General features: G+C 71.5%; 16 protein-coding genes and 1 tRNA gene. 8 read left to right on the forward strand and 9 right to left on the reverse strand.

The genetic code is table 11. The annotated features are described in order from the left end of the window. Positions 1-173: 173 nt before the first annotated feature. From BJ965_RS24270 to BJ965_RS24290, 5 genes are all read left to right on the forward strand, one after another. Positions 174-1,487 (forward strand): peptidoglycan-binding protein, encoded by a 1,314-nt coding sequence (locus tag BJ965_RS24270; RefSeq protein WP_184910722.1) that lies wholly within the window; start codon positions 174-176, stop codon positions 1,485-1,487. A gap of 85 nt (positions 1,488-1,572) precedes the next feature. Further along, positions 1,573-2,697, forward strand: coding sequence for an SPFH domain-containing protein (locus BJ965_RS24275; protein ID WP_184910724.1), 1,125 nt, complete (start codon positions 1,573-1,575; stop codon positions 2,695-2,697). 101 nt (positions 2,698-2,798) lie between these two features. Further along, the gene (locus BJ965_RS24280) at positions 2,799-3,404 is read left to right on the forward strand and encodes a lytic polysaccharide monooxygenase auxiliary activity family 9 protein (RefSeq protein WP_030837979.1); all 606 of its coding nucleotides are present in this window, start codon (positions 2,799-2,801) and stop codon (positions 3,402-3,404) included. Between the two features lie 124 nt (positions 3,405-3,528). Then, positions 3,529-3,993: a DUF3592 domain-containing protein gene (locus BJ965_RS24285; protein WP_184910726.1), complete on the forward strand. Its 465-nt coding sequence runs from the start codon at positions 3,529-3,531 to the stop codon at positions 3,991-3,993. Between the two features lie 40 nt (positions 3,994-4,033). Next, positions 4,034-5,734 carry an AMP-binding protein gene (locus BJ965_RS24290; RefSeq protein WP_184910728.1) on the forward strand — a complete coding sequence of 567 codons (1,701 nt, stop codon included), beginning with the start codon at positions 4,034-4,036 and terminating at the stop codon, positions 5,732-5,734. Here the strand turns inward: BJ965_RS24290 and BJ965_RS24295 are convergent. The 6 genes from BJ965_RS24295 to ehuB form a co-directional block, all read right to left on the reverse strand. After that, a tRNA-Lys gene (locus BJ965_RS24295) sits at positions 5,700-5,773 on the reverse strand. The genes BJ965_RS24290 and BJ965_RS24295 overlap by 35 nt on opposite strands. Before the next feature lie 127 nt (positions 5,774-5,900). Next, positions 5,901-6,659 (reverse strand): IclR family transcriptional regulator, encoded by a 759-nt coding sequence (locus BJ965_RS24300; RefSeq protein ID WP_184910730.1) that lies wholly within the window; start codon positions 6,657-6,659, stop codon positions 5,901-5,903. 208 nt (positions 6,660-6,867) lie between these two features. Next, positions 6,868-7,665 carry an ectoine/hydroxyectoine ABC transporter ATP-binding protein EhuA gene (ehuA, locus tag BJ965_RS24305; RefSeq protein ID WP_184910731.1) on the reverse strand — a complete coding sequence of 266 codons (798 nt, stop codon included), beginning with the start codon at positions 7,663-7,665 and terminating at the stop codon, positions 6,868-6,870. After that, positions 7,655-8,305, reverse strand: coding sequence for an ectoine/hydroxyectoine ABC transporter permease subunit EhuD (ehuD, locus tag BJ965_RS24310; protein WP_030837987.1), 651 nt, complete (start codon positions 8,303-8,305; stop codon positions 7,655-7,657). The genes ehuA and ehuD overlap by 11 nt, the downstream gene beginning before the upstream one ends. Then, positions 8,302-9,018: an ectoine/hydroxyectoine ABC transporter permease subunit EhuC gene (ehuC, locus tag BJ965_RS24315; protein ID WP_184910733.1), complete on the reverse strand. Its 717-nt coding sequence runs from the start codon at positions 9,016-9,018 to the stop codon at positions 8,302-8,304. The genes ehuD and ehuC overlap by 4 nt, the downstream gene beginning before the upstream one ends. Beyond that, on the reverse strand, positions 9,015-9,956 hold the full coding sequence (ehuB, locus tag BJ965_RS24320; protein WP_376777938.1) for an ectoine/hydroxyectoine ABC transporter substrate-binding protein EhuB: 942 nt from the start codon (positions 9,954-9,956) through the stop codon (positions 9,015-9,017). Before ehuB ends, ehuC begins: the two co-directional genes overlap by 4 nt. A gap of 106 nt (positions 9,957-10,062) precedes the next feature. Between ehuB and BJ965_RS24325 the strand changes: the two genes are divergently transcribed. Continuing rightward, a complete protein-coding gene (locus BJ965_RS24325) occupies positions 10,063-10,557 on the forward strand; it encodes a DUF3830 family protein (protein ID WP_184910735.1) in 495 nt (164 codons plus the stop codon). Here BJ965_RS24325 and BJ965_RS24330 read toward each other — a convergent pair. Both BJ965_RS24330 and BJ965_RS24335 read right to left on the reverse strand, forming a co-directional pair. Continuing rightward, positions 10,538-11,947 carry an amidase gene (locus BJ965_RS24330; RefSeq protein ID WP_184910737.1) on the reverse strand — a complete coding sequence of 470 codons (1,410 nt, stop codon included), beginning with the start codon at positions 11,945-11,947 and terminating at the stop codon, positions 10,538-10,540. The genes BJ965_RS24325 and BJ965_RS24330 overlap by 20 nt on opposite strands. 17 nt (positions 11,948-11,964) lie before the next feature. Then, a complete protein-coding gene (locus BJ965_RS24335; RefSeq protein ID WP_184910739.1) occupies positions 11,965-12,912 on the reverse strand; it encodes a D-2-hydroxyacid dehydrogenase in 948 nt (315 codons plus the stop codon). A 198-nt stretch (positions 12,913-13,110) separates the two neighbouring features. Here BJ965_RS24335 and BJ965_RS24340 point away from each other — a divergent pair, with 198 nt between their 5' ends. Together BJ965_RS24340 and BJ965_RS24345 are read left to right on the forward strand one after the other, a co-directional pair. Next, positions 13,111-13,923 (forward strand): maleate cis-trans isomerase family protein, encoded by an 813-nt coding sequence (locus BJ965_RS24340; RefSeq protein ID WP_030837997.1) that lies wholly within the window; start codon positions 13,111-13,113, stop codon positions 13,921-13,923. Beyond that, positions 13,920-14,651 carry a maleate cis-trans isomerase family protein gene (locus BJ965_RS24345; RefSeq protein ID WP_184910741.1) on the forward strand — a complete coding sequence of 244 codons (732 nt, stop codon included), beginning with the start codon at positions 13,920-13,922 and terminating at the stop codon, positions 14,649-14,651. The genes BJ965_RS24340 and BJ965_RS24345 overlap by 4 nt, the downstream gene beginning before the upstream one ends. Positions 14,652-14,752: 101 nt before the next feature. Here the strand turns inward: BJ965_RS24345 and BJ965_RS24350 are convergent, their stop codons facing one another. Then, a complete protein-coding gene (locus BJ965_RS24350) occupies positions 14,753-14,974 on the reverse strand; it encodes a hypothetical protein (RefSeq protein ID WP_184910743.1) in 222 nt (73 codons plus the stop codon). Between the last annotated feature and the right edge of the window lie 255 nt (positions 14,975-15,229).

A 15,229-nucleotide genomic window follows, 5' to 3' on the forward strand; every position in this document is an offset into this window, starting at 1 on the left:
TCCGGAGGTGCTCCGGACCACCTGCCAGGGCCCGGGAGGAGGGCCCACAGGGCGGCCGTGTACATCATTCGGACCGTCAGCATGCGCGTGCGGAAGACAGTTGCGAGACTGACGACGCGCGCCCTCCGGTGCATGGGCGCGGCTTTTTCCGGCGGAAGTGTGAGGGGAATCGCATGGAGTCTCCGGTATTCGAGGAAATCGACCCCGCGAGCGACTGCGACTGCCCCGGCTGTGTCCACTGGCGGCGCGCCCTGCCGCATTCCTGGGCGGGTCGTGCGGGCGCCCACCCGGCCGCGCATCGGGCACTCGCCCTGGCCGCCGTCGCCTCGGCCGCACTCGGCGCCGGCCATGCCGTCCCGGCCGCCGCCGCCCCGCACGCACCCCACCGTCCAGGCATCCCCGCAGGTGAAGAGCCCGACACTCCCCAGGGCGTCACGGCCCCGCTGCACGGCCCCGGAGGCCGTCCGGCGAAGCCCTCCGTCGCCCCCAAGCCCACCGCCATCACCCGCACGGAGATCATCAACCGGGCCAAGACCTGGGTCGCCGCGAAGGTTCCGTACAGCATGAGCGCCTATTGGTCCGACGGTTACCGGCAGGATTGCTCGGGCTACGTGTCGATGGCCTGGAAGCTGCCCGGAAACGAATGGACGGGCAGCCTCGCGCAGTACGGGGAGAAGATTTCCAAGGGGGAACTCCAGCCGGGCGACATTCTGCTGTTCCACAATGCGGCCGACCCCGAGCAAGGCTCGCACGTCACCATTTTCGGCGGCTGGACGGACGCCTCGCACACCTCCTACACCGCCTACGAGCAGACCCGCCCGCACACCCGCCGGCAGTCGACCCCGTACGCCTACTGGAACAACTCCAGCGGGTACGTGCCCTACCGCTACAAGGGCGTCACCCCGGAGGAGCCGGTCCCCGGCAAGGACGGCGGCCAGCCGGGGGCGCCGGCCGCCACGCCGTACCCGGGAGCGGCGTATTTCGGCCCCGGTGCGAACAACACGTACGTCACGCAGCTCGGCCGGATGCTCGTCGCGCGCGGGGCCGGCGGCGCGTACGCGTCGGGTCCGGGGCCGCGCTGGACCGACGCCGACCGGCGGGCGGCCCGGGCGTTCCAGAGGGCGCAGGGCTGGACGGGCGCGGAGGCCGACGGGCTGCCCGGCCCGCACACCTGGGAGCTGCTGGTCACCGGCAGGGGCAAGGACGTGAAGGACGGGGCGGTCGGCCCGCCGCCCGCCTCCCACGGTGTCCCCGGCTACCCGGGGCGGGCGATGTTCCGGCCCGGCGCGAACAACACCTACGTCACCCAGCTGGGCAAGCAGCTCGTACGGAAGGGGTTCGGCAGGTTCTACCGGATCGGGCCGGGGCCGTTCTGGAGCGAGGCGGACCGGCGGGCCGTCGAGGCCTTCCAGCGCACCCAGGGCTGGCGGGGCGGCGCGGCGGACGGCTACCCGGGGCCGGAGACCTGGCGGCGCCTCTTCTCGTAGGCCCATCGGTCCGCCCTCGGCCCTTCCGGGCGGCCCCTCACCGACCACTGTTGTGACGCATCTGGCGCGGAGGCTGGAGGCACGCATGAGTACGACCACTTCCCACACGTCCGAGCCCGACGGGCCGGCCGACGGACCGGCCCGGCCCGCCCGGCTCATCCAGAACGAGGCCACCACCGAGATCCCCGTCCACTTGCTGTTCCGCGACGACCCCGACCCGGCGCCGGTGCCGCTGAAGCCGGCGGTCGTCGCCCGTCGGCAGGGCACGGGGGAGCAGCCGCGCCTCAGGCGCCCTGCGGCCGCAGCCCCGAAGCGCCCGGTGCCGCAGATCGATCCCGACCTGGTGGAGCGGCCCGCGCGGGTGCTGCCCGGCGCGGTGGGCGTACTGGCCGGGGCCTGCGGCGCGGCCGGGTGCGTGGCGACCTCCTGGTGGGCGGGGGTGCTGCCGCCGTTCGTGGGAGAGGCGCTGCGGCTGCCCGTGTACGCCGGGGCCGGGCTCGGTCTCGCGCAGTGGGCGGCGTACGCCGGGGCCGGTGTGCTCGGGCTGTTCGGGCTCGGGGGGCTCGCCCGGGGCCGTACCGGGCGGGCCTGGGTGCTGGACCTGTTCGGCCGCTACCGGGGGACCGTCCGGCGCTCCGGCCTGCTGTGGGTGAATCCGCTGCTGCTGCGCCGCCGGGTGGACGTACGGCTGCGGCACTGGCGCAGCGAGCCCGTGCCCGCGGCCGACGGGAGCGGGGTCGGGCTGCGGGTGGTCGTCCTGGTGGTGTGGCGGGTGCGGGACACCGCCCGGGCCATGCTGGGCGTCGAGGACCACGAGGCGTATCTGCGCGAGTGCGTGGAGGCGGGGCTGGCCCGGGTGCCGGTGGAGATGCCGGGCGGGCCGAGGGGAGCCGGGGACGCGGCGGGCGAGGCGCTGACGCGGCTGGTGGCGGCGGACGCGGCCCCGGTCGGCCTGGAGGTGTTCTCCGTGCAGCCGGTGCGCGTGGAGTACGCCCCCGAGGTCGCCGCCGCGATGCACCGCCGCCGGATCGCCGCGCTGGACGCCCAGCACCGGGCGAGCGTGCTCACCTCGGTCGTGGACTCGGTGGAGGACACGGTGACCCGGCTGACCGTGCGGGGCCTGGTCGAACTCGACGACTACGAGCGCAAGGCGCTGGTGAAGGACCTGACGGTGGCGTTCTGCGCCGGCCGGGGCGAAACAGCCCCGTGATTGGTATGGACATGTTCAACAACCGCCCATAATCTCGAACTTGGTCTAGACCTACACGCACAGCTCACCGAACTTCCCCCACGTTCTCCAGGAGCGGCAGCATGCGTACAAGGACCAAGTTGTCCGCAGCCGCGGTGGGACTGGCCACGACCGGAGCCCTCGTGCTCTCCTCCGGCGGTGCCAGCGGCCACGGCTACACCGACCTCCCCATCAGCCGGCAGAAGCTCTGCCAGAACGGCACCGTGACCAACTGCGGCTCGATCCAGTGGGAGCCGCAGAGCGTCGAGGGCCCGAAGGGTTTCCCGGGCTCCGGCCCGGCCGACGGGCAGATATGCAACGCCGGGCTCGGCCACTTCAGCCAGCTCAGCGCACCGCGCACTCCCTCCGGCGGCGCCTGGCCCGCCACGAAGGTCACGGGCGGCCAGAACTACACGTTCCGCTGGCAGTTCACGGCCATGCACGCCACGACCGACTTCAAGTACTACGTCACCAAGCCCGGCTGGAACCAGAACCACAACCTGGCCCGGTCCGACCTCAACCTCACCCCGTTCTTCACGGTGCCGTACAACGGGCAGCGTCCGCCCTCCACGCTCTCGCACAGCGGAAGGCTGCCGACCGGGCTGAGCGGGCGTCACGTCATCGTGGCCGTATGGACGATCGCCGACACGGCCAACGCGTTCTACGCCTGCTCGGACGTGACGTTCTGAGCCCTTCCGAACGTCGGAGCCCTTCCGGATCTCTGAGCTTCTCTTGAGTCACCGCCGCGGCCGGTGTGGGTAGGTTCCTGCCACACCGGCCGCTCGAAGGCCGCCCAGGGCCTCGGGGGAGCTCATGGAAATCCTGTTCTACATCGTGCCCACGCTCATGATCGCGGTTGCTTCCTGTGCCGTGGTCGCGGTGATCCGCCGCTCCGTCCGGGTCAGCCGCGCCTGGAGCGGCGGCCTGACCGCCGAGGCCCGCTGTCTGCGGACGTACACCACGACGAGCGGGGGTGGCGACAGCTCGGTGCGCACCACTCTGCACCACGTGTACGAGTTCACCACGCGCGACGGCCGCGGCGTCCGCTTCGAGGAGCGGGGCGGGCCGGGGACGACCCTCGAGGGCGACATCGTCACCGTGCACTACCCGGCGGACCGCCCGGAGCACGCCACGGCCAGGCCCCCGGCGCAGGGGAAGCTCGTCGCGGGCACGGGGTGCCTGCTCGCCTTCCTCGGCACGTTCATCCTTTTCGCCGTCGGCTTCATCGTGGTGACGTACGCGATGTTCTCCGCCGCGGGGGACTTCCCGCAGCCGTAGCGCTCCACATCTGACGGTCCGTCAACTACCCTGCGCGCCCATGGACTCCAGGGCGAGCACGGTCGCCGAACTCATCGCCGCCGGCTGGGGCGACCGTCGCCCCGGCCTGCGATGCGCAGACCGGACGCTGACGCACCACGAGGTCGCGGCGGGTGCCGCGGCCCGGGCGGCACTCCTCACGGACCTCCTCCCGCCGGCCGCCGAACCCCACCTCGGCGTGCTGCTCGACAACACCCCCGAGTTCCCGCTGTGGCTCGGCGCGGCGGCCCTGGCCGGGGCCGCGGTCGCCGGGGTCAACCCCACCCGGCGCGGTGCCGAACTCGCCCGCGACATCCTCCACACCGAGTGCCGCGTCCTGATCACCGAGCGGGCCCACCTGCCGCTGCTGGCGGGCCTGGACCTGCCGGGCGTGCGCCTGCTGGTGACGGACACGGCGGAGTACACCGAGCTGCTCACCCGCTACGCGGACGCCCGCCCGGACCCCTCCCGCGCCACCCCGCGCGACCGCTTCCTGCTCTACTTCACCTCCGGCTCGACGGGCGCCCCCAAGGCCGCGCTCTGCTCCCAGGGCCGCCTGGCCGCCGCCGGGCGCTCCCTGGCGGACCAGTTCTCCCTGTCCCCCGACGACGTCCACTACGTCTGCATGCCGATGTTCCACGGCAACGCGGTGATCGCCGACTGGGCACCCGCGCTGGTGACCGGTGCGACGGTGGCACTGCGCCGCCGCTTCTCGGCGTCCGGGTTCCTGCCGGACGTGCGCCGGTACGGGGCGACGTACTTCACGTATGTGGGCCGCGCGGTCCAGTACGTCCTCGCGACCGCGCCGCGAGAGGACGACCGGGACAACCCCCTGCGCCTTGGCTTCGGCACGGAGGCGGGAGCGGTGGACGCGGCGGCCTTCGAGCGGCGGTTCGGGGTGCGGCTGGTGGAGGGCTACGGCTCGTCGGAGGGCGGGGCGGCGATCGCGTTCTCGCCGGGCACCCCGCCGGGCGCGGTCGGCCGGGCGGCACCCGGGCTCGTCGTCCTCGACCGGGAGACCGGCGAGGAGTGCCCGGCGGGCGTCTTCGACGGGGCGGGGCGGCTGCTCAACGGGGACGAGGCGATCGGCGAACTGGTCAACCGCGGCCCCAGCCCCTTCGAGGGCTACTGGCGCAACCCCGAGGCGGAAGCCGAGCGCCGCAGACGGGGGTCCCCCCGCTCGAGCGAAGCCGAGAGTGGGGGAGGCTGGTACTGGACGGGCGACCTCTTCTACCGGGACACCGACGGCTACCTCTACTTCGCCGGCCGCACCGACGACCGCCTCCGCGTCGACGGCGAGAACCTCGCCGCGGCGATGATCGAGAACATCCTCGCCCGCTACGAGGGTGCGGAGGCGGTGTGCGTGTACGCCGTACCGGACCCGGTCACCGGCGATCAGGTCATGGCCACGCTCGCCGGAACCTTCGACCCGCTGTCCTTCGCGGAGTTCCTTCTCGCCCAGCCGGACCTGGGGACGAAGATGGCACCCCGGTTCGTGCGGGTGGTGGAGCGGATGCCGGTGACGGCCACCCACAAGATCCGCCGGGCGGAGCTGCGCAGGGAGGGCCTCACCTGCGCGGACCCGGTGTGGCGGAGGGAGCCGGGGGAGCGCGCCTACCGCAGGATCGCCGACGGGGATCCCGAAAACGCTGAGGGGCCCCTCGCTCCCACGAGAGGCCCCTCATCCGTGCGCCGCCAGGGACTCGAACCCCGGACCCGCTGATTAAGAGTCAGCTGCTCTAACCAACTGAGCTAGCGGCGCATGACTCCCGCCTGCCGCCGGAATCGTGGTCCGCGGCGGGCGACGGAGAAAATACTACCCAATCCCGAGGAGTGCTCCGGACCACCCGGGCGAGGGCCGGTGCCGCGGCAGGCGGCCCGCCGCGGCACTAGATCGCCAGGGAGAGCAGGACCGGTGCCGCGTGGCGGTTGAGGGCGTCGGCGGCCTGGCGCAGGCGGTGCGCGTGCTCGACCGGGAGGGACAGGGCGAGGCAGCCGACGGAGGAGCCGGCCGTGATCGGGACGGCCGCGCAGACCGTGCCGACCGCGTACTCCTGGAGGTCCAGGACGGGCACGGTGGGCGGCTGGGCCTCCAGGCGGGAGAGTAGGAGCCGGTCGCTGGTGATGGTGCGGGAGGTGAGGCGGGCCATCCTGTGCCGGGCGAGGTGGTCGCGGCGCCCCGCGTGGTCGAGCTGGGTGAGCAGGCTCTTGCCGATGGCGGTGGCATGGGCCGAGGAGCGGAAGTCGACCCACTCGTTGACCTTGGGCGCGGCCGGGCTGTCGGCGTACTGGGTGATGCTGATCTCGCCGTCGACGTACCGGCTCATGTAGACGGCGGCGCCGACCGAGTCGCGCAGCCGGTCGAGGGTGCGCTGGAGCTTGTCGCGCAGGGCCTGCTCACGATGATGGGCGGAGCCGAGGCGGGCCAGGGTCTCGCCCGTGACGTACGCGCCGTCGGCGATCTGCTCCACGTAGCCCTCGCGGCGCAGCATGCGCAGGAGCGCGGTCAACCGCTCCGGTGTGATGCCGGTGTGTTGGGTTATCTCGGCGTCGGTGACACCGCTGGAACCGCGCGCCACCGTCTCCAGGACGCGCAGGGCTTCCTGGGCCGAGTGGTACGGGGTGGTCGGCTCGTGCTTCAGCGCCACGGTGGTCTCCCCCTGCGCTTGCTGTAGGGCCGTAATCCGGTCAGTGAACCTTTTCCAGGTTAACCGGCAAAGGGCTTGCGGGGAGCGGGGGTTGACAAGATTCCCGGGGCCCCGGACTGGGGCAATGGCACTCTGGCATTTGCCAATGGCATGCCCCAGTCCGGTCCTGTGCGAGGGATCCGCCGTTCTGCCTGTTCACGGGGTGTAGTCACAGCACTGCGCTGAGGAACTCCCGTGTCCGGTCCAGCTCGGGGTCGCTGAAGATCTTTTCCGGCGTTCCCGACTCGATGATGCGGCCCGAATCGAACATCAGCACCTGGTCGGAGATGTCCCGGGCGAAATTCATCTCGTGGGTCACACAGAGCATCGTGATGTCCGTGGAGCGGGCGATGTCCCTGAGGACGTCGAGCACGCCCGCGACCAGCTCGGGGTCGAGCGCGGAGGTCACCTCGTCCAGGAGCAGCACCTGCGGGCGCATCGCCAGGGCCCGGGCGATCGCCACCCGCTGCTGCTGGCCTCCGGAGAGCTGGGCCGGGTGCGCGTCGCACTTGTCGGCCAGGCCCACCATGTCCAGCAGGCCCTTGGCCCGCTCCACCGCCTCGTCCTTCGACATGCCGAGGACGGTGACCGGCGCCTCGGTGATGTTCCGCAGCACCGTCATGTTCGGGAACAGGTTGAACTGCTGGAAGACCATCCCGATCTTCTTGCGGACCTCGCGGACCTGCTTGTCGGAGGCCGGGAACAGCTGCTGCCCGTCGACCGTGATCGTGCCCTCGTCGGGCTTGAGCAGGGTCATCAGCAGCCGCAGGATCGTCGTCTTGCCGGATCCGGACGGGCCGATCAGGGTGACGTGCTTGCCGGCGTCGACCGAGAAGTCCAGGTGGTCCAGGACCGTGTTGCTCCCGAACCGCTTGGTGACCTGTTCCAGCCGGATCAGCTCGCCGGCGCTCCGGGCGGGGTTCTTCTCGGGGTTGGTCCCGGGATTGGGGAGAGTGTCAGTGGGCAAGGCGTCGCTCCAGGGCTCGCAGGGCAAGGGAGGCCAGGTAGGAAATGACGATGAAGGCCACGCCGATCACCGTCAGCGGCTCGGTGAACTGGAAGTGCTCCTGCGAGTACAGGCGCGCCTGGCCGAGCATCTCCAGCACGGTGATCGCCATGACCATCGGGGTGTCCTTGAGCATGGAGATGACGTAGTTCCCGAGCGCGGGGACGACCCGGCGCACGGCCTGCGGCAGGATCACCGCGGTCCACGTCCGGTGCAGCGGCAGGTTCAGTGCCGTCGCCGCCTCCCACTGGCCGACCGGCACGGCCTCGATACCGGCCCGGTAGACCTGCATCGTGTACGTCGAGTAGTGCAGCCCGATCGCGAAGACACCGGTGGTCAGCGCCGAGAAGGTCAGGCCCCATTCGGGCAGCACGTAGAAGAGGAAGAACAGCTGCACCAGCAGCGGGGTGTTGCGGACGAACTCCGTGACCACGCCCACCGGCCAGGTCACCCAGCGCGAGGGCACCCGCATCAGCAGCGCCCACACCAGGCCCAGCACGAACGAGATCAGCGAACCGAGGGCCAGGATCTGCACGGTGACCAGCAGACCGTCCCAGAGGTGCGGCATGAAGCCGCTGACTGCGCTCCAGTCCCACTTCATGCGACAGCACCTCCCACACCGGTGGTCTGCGGACGGTCCAGCTCCTGGTCGGGCGTGCTCCCGACCTTCTTGCCCGTGCCGGCCTTGAGCTTGCGCTCCAGGCCGCGCATGCCGCGGGTCAGGACGAAGGCGATCACGAAGTAGATCAGCAGCACGATCGTGTAGATCTCCGCGCTCTCCTGGAGCGCGAGGCGCACCAGGTTGCCGCTGAACGCCAGGTCACCCATGCCCATGATGGACACCAGAGCGGTGCCCTTGAGCAGTTCGACCAGCAGGTTGGAGAACGGCGGGATCATCTCCGGCACGGCCTGCGGCAACAGGATCAGCCGCAACCGCTGCCAGGGCGTGAAGCTGAGCGCGATCCCGCCCTCCTTCTGCGCCGGGTCGACCGCGTTCAGCGCGCCGCGCACGATCTCGGAGCCGTACGCCCCGTAGGTCAGGCCGAGCGCGAGGGTGCCCGCCCACAGCGGCACCAGCTGCCAGCCGAAGGCGATGGGCAGCACGAAGTAGACCCAGAAGATCATCACCAGCGCCGACGTGCCGCGGAACACCTCGGTGTAGACGCCCGCGAGGAAGCGGACGATCCACAGCCGGTGGGTGCGCGCCACGCCGACGACGAAGGACACCGCGGCGCCCAGCAGGGCGCTGCAGACGAGCAGCTGGATCGTGACCCAGACGCCTTTGAGTACGAGTTCCCAGAGTCCCGAGGTCATCCGCCGCAGAGCTCCTTCGCGGTCAGATCCGTCATCTCGGCCTCCGTGAAACCGAAGGGCTTGAGGATGCGGAAGAGTTCGCCGCTCTTCTTGAGCTTGCGCAGCTCGACGTTGAAGGCGTCCCGCAGGTTGGTCTCGGTCGGCCGGAACGCGAAGGCGCCTCCGTCGACGTGCGGCTTGCCGCCCACGATCGGCTTGAACGGCTCGGTGGCCTCCGCCTTGGCGGACTTCTTCACCACCTCGCGCACGGTGAGCGCCGTACCGGCGAACACGTCCACGCGCCCCGCCTCGACCGCGTTCAGGCCCGCGACCTGGTCCGGGACGATCAGGATCTCGCTCTCCTCGTACCCCGCCTCGACGGCGTACTGGATCTCGGCGTAGCCGGTCCCGGTGGCGAACTTCGCCTTCTTCTCGACGACGTCCTTGTAGCTGCGCAGCCCCTTCGGGTTGCCCTTGCGCACGATGAACGCGTCGAGCATCTGGTAGTCGGGGTCGGCGAAGATGACCTGCTCGCAGCGCTCGGGGTTGACGTACATCCCGGCGGCCACGACGTCGAACTGCTGGGAGTTCAGGCCCGGGATGAGCGAGCCGAACTCGGTCGGCACGGGCTGCACCCGGTCGACGCCGAGACGCTTGAAGATCACCTTGGCCAGTTCCGGCGCCTCGCCGGTCAGCTCGCCGTTCTTGTCGATGAAGCCGAACGGGATCTCGCCGGCGATGCCGAGGCGGACGACGCCCGCCGCCCGGAGCCGGCCGAGCAGGTCACCGCCCTTGACGTCCGACGCGGTGGCGACCCTGCTGCATCCGGCGGCACCCAGCGCGCCGAGCGCCGCGACCCCCGCGAGCAGCGACCGGCGGGTGGGCCCGGAGACGGGCCCGGGTATGGGTTCGGGACTTCGCAGTGTGCTTCTGTGTGGGCTTCTCTGTGGTGGAGCCATGGGCGCGCGGCTACCCGACCGCATCCGAGTTATTCCGGTCTTTTCAAGCCCCGCACTTACCCCGTGCGCCCTTGACCCGAGCGGCGGTGGGCACTCCCATGGAGGCATGGCTGATCGCTACATCGAAGTCTCGCTGGTCAAGCGCGACGTGACCTGCACGGCCAGGCTGCTGGACGACCGCGCGCCCATCACCTGCGCGGCCGTCTGGGATTCCCTTCCACTGGCCGGCGACGTCTACCACGCGAAGTACGCACGCAATGAGATCTACGCCCTTTTCCCACCCTTCGCCCCATCCGAGCCACCCCTGGAAAACCCGACCATCACTCCCATTCCCGGCGACCTGTGCTATTTCACCTTCGCCGGGGCGGAGTTGGGGACCAAGGCCTACGGCTACGACCGCGAGGTCCGGGCCGGGACCACGCTCGTCGACCTCGCCCTGTTCTACGAGCGCAACAACCTGCTGCTGAACGGCGATGTCGGCTGGGTCCCCGGCATCGTCTGGGGCCAGGTCGTCGACGGCCTGGAGACCATGGCCGAGGCGTGCAACGACCTGTGGAGGTCGGGAGCGGCGGGGGAGTCGCTCAGCTTCCGGCGGGTGTAGGCCGGCCGGCCGAGGCCACCCCGGCCCCGTACAGCGCGTGGGCCGCCCGCAGCACCAGATCGTCCCGGTGCCGGGCGGCCACGAGCTGGAGCCCGATCGGCAGACCGTCCGCGTCGGCGCCGACCGGCACGCTCGCAGCGGGCTGCTGCGTCATGTTGAAGGGGTAGGTGAACGGGGTCCAGCCCGTCCACCGCCGATGGCCGGATCCCTTCGGCACCTCGGCGCCCGCCTCGAACGCCGTGAGCGGCATGGTCGGCGTGACGAGCAGGTCGTAGGTGTCGTGGAAGCGGCCCATCCGGCGTCCCAGGTCCATCCGCACGTCCACCGCGGCCAGATAGTCCAGCGCCGAGTAGCGGGCGCCCCGCGCGCAGATCTCCCGCAGGCCCGGGTCCAGCAACTCCCGCTGGTGCGGGCCCAGGTGCTGCGTCACCCGGGCCGCCCCGCTGAACCACAGGGTGTGGAAGGCCTCCACCGGGTCGGTGAGATCCGGATCGGTCTCCGTGACGTACGCGCCGAGCTCCGCCAGCCGCTCCACCGCCTGCCGCACCGCCCTCGCGACCGTCGGCTGCACCGCCACCTGCCCGCCCAGCGACGGCGAGTACGCCACCCGCAGCCCGCGCACCCCGCCCGCCAGACCGTCGGTGTACGGACCGGCCGGGGCGGACAGCGCCGACCAGTCGCGCGAGTCCGGATGCCCGATCACGTCCATCAGCAGCGCCGCGTCGGCCGCGTCCCGGGTCATCGGCCCGACGTGCGCCAGCGTCCCGAACGCGCTCGCCGGGTAGAGCGGCACGCGCCCGTACGTCGGCTTCAGCGCGAAGATCCCGCAGAACGAGGCGGGGATGCGGACGCTGCCCCCGCCGTCCGTGCCCAGCGACAGCGGTCCCGCGCCCAGTGCCACGGCCGCCGCGCTGCCGCCGCTCGACCCGCCCGCGGTGCGCGAGGGGTCGCACGGGTTGCGCGTGATCCCGCTGAGCGGCGAGTCCGTCACGCCCTTCCAGCCGAACTCGGGGGTCGTCGTCTTGCCGATGAACACCGCCCCGTGCTCGCGCAGCCGGGCCACCGACGGCGCGTCCTCGTCCCACCGCCCCGCCGGATCCACGGCCCTCGACCCGCGCAGGGTGGGCGCCCCGCGCTGCAGCAGGATGTCCTTGACGGTGACCGGCACCCCGTCGAGCAGGCCCCGTGGCTCACCGCGCCGCCATCGCTCCTGAGACTCCCGGGCCTGCTCCAGGGCCTCTTCCGCGGTCAGCCGGACGAAGGCGTTCACCTCCGGCTGGATCGCCTCGGCCCGCTCCAGCGCCGCCCGTGTCGCCTCCACGGGACTCCACTCGCCCTTGCGGTACCCGTCGAGAAGCCGTGCGGCGGTCAGCTCGGTGAGCTCGGTCATCCACCCTCCCAGGAACGTCAGTGACCAGGTACGTACCCACGCTGCTTGTCGACCACGTTCTTCAACGGCTCCCCGCTCGCCCAGAGTTCGTACAGGTCCACGAACTGGGCGCCGAGTTCGTCCCGCCAGCCGACGATGTCGCCGCTCATGTGCGGGGACACGATCAGGCCCGGGGCCTGCCACAACGGGCTCTCGGCGGGCAGCGGTTCGGCCTCGAACACGTCCAGGGCGGCGCCCGCGATCCAGCGCTTGGACAGGGCCTCGGCCAGCGCGTCCTCGACGACGAGCTGCCCGCGGCCGATGTTGACGAACCGGGCCGACGGCTGCATCAGGTCGAAGCGGCGGGCGTCGAACATCCCGTGCGTGTCGTCCGTGAGCGGCGCCGCCGCGATCACCCAGTCGGCGCGGGCCAGCAGCCGGTCCAGGTCCTCCGGGCCGTGCACGCCGGAGCGCGCGACGCGGCCCACGAGCGCGGTCGTGATGTCCAGCACCCCCAGGGTGCGCGCGATCGCCCGGCCGATCGGCCCCGAACCCACCACCACGGCCCGGCTCCCGGCGATCTTCAGCGACTCGCGGTGCCGCCAGGTCCGTTCCCGCTGCAACTCCAGCGTCCTGGGCAGGTCCTTGGCCATCGCCAGCACCAGCGCGGCGACGTATTCCGCGATCGGCTGGTCGAAGATGCCGCGCGCGTTCGTCACCACCGTGTCGGAAGCGGCGAGTTCCGGACACATCAGATGATCCACACCGGCGCTGGCGGTGTGGACCCAGCGCGGCCGTGGACCCTCGCCGGGCCACGCGTCCCGCACGGCGCGCGAGGTGAAGTCCCACACCAGGAGTGCATCCGCACGCGGGAGGCGCTCGGCGAGCCCCGCCGCGTCCGTGTGTTCGATGCGGGCGCGGCCGGTGAGGCGGCCGAGGCGGGGGAGGGGTTCGGCGTCCAGGACGAGCAGGGTGGGGGTGGGCATGAGCAGCCGTTTCTCCAGCCGTTCGGCGGGGGCCGGCCGGCCCCGGGGCGCCGGTCGGTGACGACGAGTTAACCCGGTGTTGACCAAGGAGTGATCCGGGCGGATTGACCACGCTCGCACCCGAACCTACCGTCGTCAACACGGGCGTTCCCACGATCCGTTGCACACTAGTTGCCCAGCGTGAGGCCGGTGCTTGCCATGGACGTCTCATTTCTCGGCGGGCCCAGCCCGCAGCGCGGGGTCGGCGTCGTCGCCCCCTTCGACTTCGCACTCGACCGCGAGTTGTGGCGCTGGGTGCCGGACGAGGTCTCGCTCCATATGACCCGCACACCGTTCGTGCCGGTCGAGGTCAGTCTCGACCTCGCCCGCCTGGTCAGCGAACACGAGACGCTGAGCGAGGCGGTCCGCACCCTCAACGCGATCGCCCCCGAGGTCGTGGCCTACGCCTGCACCTCGGGCAGCTTCGTCGGCGGCATGATGGGCGAGCGGGCGATGTGCGAGGCGATGAGCCGGGCCGGTGCCGTACCGGCGATCACCACCTCCGGCGCGCTGCTGGAGGCCCTGGTGGAGCTGAACGTGCGCCGGGTGGCGCTGGTGACGCCGTACACGGTCTCGGTGACGCAGTCGCTGGAGGCCTACGTCGCCCAGGCCGGCGTCACGATCTCCGGCTGCGCGTTCATGGGGCTCACCCGGCACATCTGGAAGGTCCCCTACCGGGAGGTGGTGGACATGGCCCGGCAGGCCGTCCGCGGCGACGCCGACGCGCTGTTCATCAGCTGCACCAACCTGCCCACGTACGACGTGATCCCCCAGCTGGAGGCCGAGCTGCGCATCCCCGTGATCTCGGCCAACCAAGTGACGATGTGGGCCGCACTGCGCCGACTGGGTACCCGTGCGGTGGGGCCGTACCAAGCGCTGATCAATCCGGCGGCGCGTTCCGGTCCCGCAGCGCCGGGGGCGGACCCCGGTCCCGTACTGCCGGAAGAAGAGCAGCAGGAAGGCTGGACATGACAGCACTGGGATTTCTCTACCCGGGCCACTCCGCCGAGGACGACTATCCGCGCATCGAGCAGTTGCTGGGCAGCGACATCCGGGTGGACCTGGTGCACACCGACATCGGTGAGGACGCGCACCGGGTGGACGCGCTGCTCGAGATGGGCTCCGCCGGCCGGCTCGCGGCGGGCGTCCAGGAACTGCGGCACGCCGGTGCGGACGCGGTGGTGTGGGCCTGCACGAGCGGCAGCTTCGTCTACGGCTGGGACGGCGCGCAGGAGCAGGTCCGCACCCTGGCCCAGACCGCCGGGCTGCCGGCCTCGTCCACGTCCTTCGCGTTCGCGCACGCGGTGCGGGAGCTCGGGGCGCGCAGGGTCGCGATCGGAGCGACGTACCCGGAGGACGTGGCGCAGCTCTTCGCCGAGTTCCTGCGCGCGGCCGGTGTGGAGGTCGTGTCGGTCAACAGCTCCGGCATCATCACGGCCGCCGAGGTCGGCACATGGGGCGAGGCCGAACTCCTCGCCCTGGCCCGCAACTCCGACCACCCCGACGCCGAGGCCCTCCTCCTGCCCGACACGGCCCTGCACACGGCGGCCCACATCCCGGCCCTGGAGAAGGAACTCGGCAAGCCGATCCTCACCGCCAACCAGGTCACGGTCTGGGAGGGCCTGCGCCTGGCGGACCGGCGGGTGAACGCGCCGGAGCTGGGGGCGCTCTTCACGCGGGAGCCGCTCGTCCAGGCGTGAGACGGAAGGCCTGATCGTCGCCCCCCCGCGTCAGGTGCCGCGGGGGGCGAAGAGGTATCGGCCCGCATCACCCCACGGTCGCAGACCGGATCCGTCCCTGCTCATGGACGCCCGCTCCGTGCGCGACGCCACCGCAGCACGCGCAGCACGAGATAGGCGACGAGGGCGACCGTGAAGAGCACAGTCGCCGCCGCCCGGGCCGCCCTCCAGCCGGCACCACCAGGGTCCCAGACGGCCTCGGCCAGATTCATGCCGACGGCCACCGCGAACGTCGCTTCGAGGCATCCGGCCGCTCGCGCCACCCGGTACGCATCAGTCGTCATGGAGCCCGAGTGTCCCCGTGCGGCTGAAAACGGGTGCCGTGCCCTCGAACGCGCTCTCCATGTGGGCCGGAATCAGTCCCACCCCTTCTTCGGTGCACAGTGGGGCAAACGCGCTCCAACTGCCCGGCCGGAGCTGAGGAATGCTCAACTCCGCCGCATCAGGCGACACGCGGGTTGACCGAAAGCGCGTTCCCCTTCTGCTGTCCACCACGTGCACACTGGCCACGTCCGCAGCCAGTCATGCCGTGAAGGACT

This window comes from Streptomyces luteogriseus, from assembly GCF_014205055.1.
Taxonomy (GTDB): Bacteria; Actinomycetota; Actinomycetes; order Streptomycetales; family Streptomycetaceae; genus Streptomyces; species Streptomyces luteogriseus.